This window comes from Bradyrhizobium sp. PRIMUS42, assembly GCF_023006515.1.
Taxonomy (GTDB): domain Bacteria; phylum Pseudomonadota; class Alphaproteobacteria; order Rhizobiales; family Xanthobacteraceae; genus Bradyrhizobium.
Window position 1 is genome coordinate 1 of sequence record NZ_JALBGZ010000704.1, and the last position, 3,212, is coordinate 3,212.

A 3,212-nucleotide genomic window follows, 5' to 3' on the forward strand; every position below is an offset into this window, starting at 1 on the left:
GGCCGCACCACGCAGCCCTTGGGCACGCCGACCGTCTTGCAATAGACCACCGCCTGCGCCGGGCTCGTGCCCAGCGACACCATCGCCGCGCCCGCCAGCGCCATGACCGTCAGCCCTGCGCTCAGCGCTCCAGCTCTCTTCGACATCCTTTGCTCTCCTGCTTCCGTTCGGCGTCCCGATGCAATCACCGGATTTCGCAGCCGAGGTGCAGCCTGAATGGCAAAAGACGGCGCGCGGATACATGCCATGAAGATGGGGGATGCCGCGACCGCTAGGCCGCGCCGATGCCATGAACATGGCATGGACCGGCGCCTGGCCTTCGCGGGATGGTCCGGCCCGATTGATCCCGGTCGGGACCAACGCCGATTCCAAAGAGGTGCTTTATGAAGATTTCAGCTCTTGCCGCGCTGCTGCTCACGGCTGCCGCCCTGCCCGCTGCCGCGCAATCCGGTCCGTCGCCCCAGGAGCAAATGGCCTGCCGCGGCGATGCCAGCAAATTCTGCGCCGAACATATCGGCAAGCCGCCGCAGATGAACGCCTGCCTGCGCGAGAACAAGTCGAAGCTCTCTGACTCCTGCCGCAGGGTCGTCGAATCGCGCGGCGGCTGATCTTTCTTCCTTCTCCCTTGGGAGAACGATGAGAGGGCGGCGCTCTGCCGCCCTCCTGAACGCGCCGCTACTCCTGCATCATCTCGCCGCTGCCGCCGAACTCGGCCGGGAAATCCTTCAGCTTGGGCAGGCCATCGCGCATCGGCAGCACGGTCTCGGCATAGTTGACGTGAACACCGGGCGCGAAGGCGAGCGTGGGGATGGTGGCGGTGAAGACGTCGACCAGGCCGAGCGGCGGATGGTTGGTCATGAGATGGCCGCCGCACTTCTTGCAAAATTTGCGCTGGCTGAGCGGCGTCTTGGCAAACGTCTCGACATTCTCCGCGCCTTCGGTGATGCGTACCGCCTCGGGCTTCCACAGGCTGAAGGCGTTGACCGGGCCACCCGACCAGGAGCGGCAGGAGCGGCAATGGCAATAGCCCATCGCCTCCGGTGCGCCCGTGACCTCGATCGTCACCGCGCCGCAGAAGCAGTTTCCGACATGTTTCATTTGGTCGTCTCCGTTTGATGAAGGGGAGAAATCCTCTCCCCGCCCCCGTTCCGCGATATCTCGGGAAGGCGGGATGCGGGGAGAGGTGTCGGGGCGAAGGGGGAAATCACCCCGGGGGACGTTGAGGGGACGGATGCGTGCGATCCTCGCGTACCTCACTCGGCGCGGTCACGCGTCCTCCTTTCGAAGGACGCGCGCGGTGCCACGCCGAGGTTAGAGTGACCGGCGCCAGGGAATAAGCATCGACACCCGTTGTTTGTACTGCCGGTACTCGTCACCGAAGAGAGCCACGAGGTCGTGCTCCTCCAGCGCGATGCCGACGAAGATGTAGAGCGTGGTGACGGCCGCGAACAGCAGATGGCCCGCGGTCATGGTCGGCGCCGCCCAGAACGCAATGATGAAACCGAGATAAATCGGATGGCGGACGAAATTGTAGAGCAGCGGCGTCTTGAAGCGCGGCGGCGTCATCTCCTTCCCGACCAGATGGTTGGTCACCTGATGCAATCCGAACAATTCGAAATGGTTGATGATGAAGGTCGAGGTGAACACCAGCACCCAGCCGGCGAAGGACAGCGTGACCATCATCACGGCAAGATCCGGATTCTCGACGTTCCATATGACTGATGGCAACGGACGCCACTGCCAGAACAGGAGCAGCAATGACAGGCTCGCCAGCAGCACATAGGTGCTCCGCTCGACCGGCTTGGGGACGAACTGCGTCCACCAGGCCTTGAACTGCTGGCGGGCCATCACGCTGTGCTGGACCGCGAACAGCGACATCAGCAGGAGATTGATGATGATGGCTTCAGTCGCCGGCGCGTCGGTTCCGGTGTCGATCGTCTTCGGCACCACCAGCCCCATGACGAAGCCGATGGCGTAGAGAATGGTGACGAAAAACACGAGATACGCCGCAATTCCGTACAGAAAGGCGATGAACTTGAAAATGCGAGAGCCCGTAACCTCCGGGCCGATCGAATGAACCTGGTGATCAAGTTGGGTCATAAACAGCTCCGTTGTGCCAAAGTGCCGGCACTTCATTGGTCGCTGCACCCTGCCGCATCGCCGGGCCCAAGACTTTCGCAGACGGTTGATTTTCGCCTGAGACGACTTTGATTTTTGCTTGAGACGACAGAATCGTGCGATTTCGCTTTGAAAACAACGTGCTCGACGGCGACCTGCGGGAACTCACCTGCGGCGGAGCAGCCGTGCCCTTGCAGCCGCAAGTGTTCGATCTCTTGCTCTATCTCGTCGCGCAACGCACGCGTGTGGTCAGCAAGGATGACCTGATCAGCCAGATCTGGAGCGATCGGGTCATCTCGGATTCCGCGCTGAACAGCCGGATCAATGCCGCGCGCAAGGCGATCGGTGACGACGGCGCGACACAGCGGCTGATCAAGACCATCCCGCGCAAGGGCTTTCGCTTCGTCGGCGACGTCCGGGAAGAAATGGCAGCGTCGGTCGCACCAGTCGAAGCCAGGCCCGCTCTCCCGCGCGTCGCGGACCGCCCGGCGGTCGCCGTGCTGGCCTTCGAGAACATGAGCGGCGATCCCGCGCAGGATTATTTCGGCGACGGGATCAGCGAGGACATCCTCACGGCGCTGTCGAAACAACGCTGGTTCATGGTGATCGCCCGCAACTCGTCCTTCACCTACAAGGGACGCGCCGTCCACATCAGGCAGATCGCCGAGGAGCTCGGCGTCCGCTACGTCGTCGAAGGCAGCGTGCGCAAGGCGAACAACCGGGTGCGCATCACCGCGCAGCTCAACGATGCCGCATCGGGCGGCCATCTGTGGGCCGAGCGCTATGACCGCGATCTGGTCGACGTCTTCGCCGTCCAGGACGAGATCACCAACGCGATCGTGGCGGCGATCGAGCCGCAGATCCATGCAGCAGAGAATTTTCGCGCCGATCGCAAGCCACCGTCGAGCCTCGATGCATGGGATCTGTTGATGCGGGCGCTATCGCACTATTGGCGCGTGACCCGGCGTGATCACGAGGCCGCCCGGGCCCTGCTCGAAGGCGCGATCGGGATTGATCCGAACTACGGCCGGGCGCTGTCGGTGCTGGCGGCAAACCACATGCTCGGCGTGCATCTCGGCTGGGCCGAGCTCGCC

The 3,212-nt window shown here is 63.2% G+C and carries 4 protein-coding genes; 2 read left to right on the forward strand and 2 right to left on the reverse strand.

Going from position 1 to position 3,212, the window contains the following annotated elements:
• Positions 1 to 383: 383 nt before the first annotated feature.
• Positions 384 to 608 carry a cysteine rich repeat-containing protein gene (locus MOV75_RS32160; RefSeq protein ID WP_247007334.1) on the forward strand — a complete coding sequence of 75 codons (225 nt, stop codon included), beginning with the start codon at positions 384 to 386 and terminating at the stop codon, positions 606 to 608.
• A 67-nt stretch (positions 609 to 675) separates the two neighbouring features.
• Here MOV75_RS32160 and MOV75_RS32165 read toward each other — a convergent pair whose 3' ends face one another.
• Positions 676 to 1,098 carry a GFA family protein gene (locus MOV75_RS32165; RefSeq protein WP_246919074.1) on the reverse strand — a complete coding sequence of 141 codons (423 nt, stop codon included), beginning with the start codon at positions 1,096 to 1,098 and terminating at the stop codon, positions 676 to 678.
• A 213-nt stretch (positions 1,099 to 1,311) separates the two neighbouring features.
• Positions 1,312 to 2,100 (reverse strand): methanethiol S-methyltransferase, encoded by a 789-nt coding sequence (gene mddA, locus MOV75_RS32170; RefSeq protein ID WP_246919073.1) that lies wholly within the window; start codon positions 2,098 to 2,100, stop codon positions 1,312 to 1,314.
• Between the two features lie 134 nt (positions 2,101 to 2,234).
• Between mddA and MOV75_RS32175 the strand changes: the two genes are divergently transcribed.
• Positions 2,235 to 3,212 (forward strand): winged helix-turn-helix domain-containing protein (locus MOV75_RS32175; protein WP_247007335.1); only part of this gene is annotated, 978 nt, incomplete at its 3' end.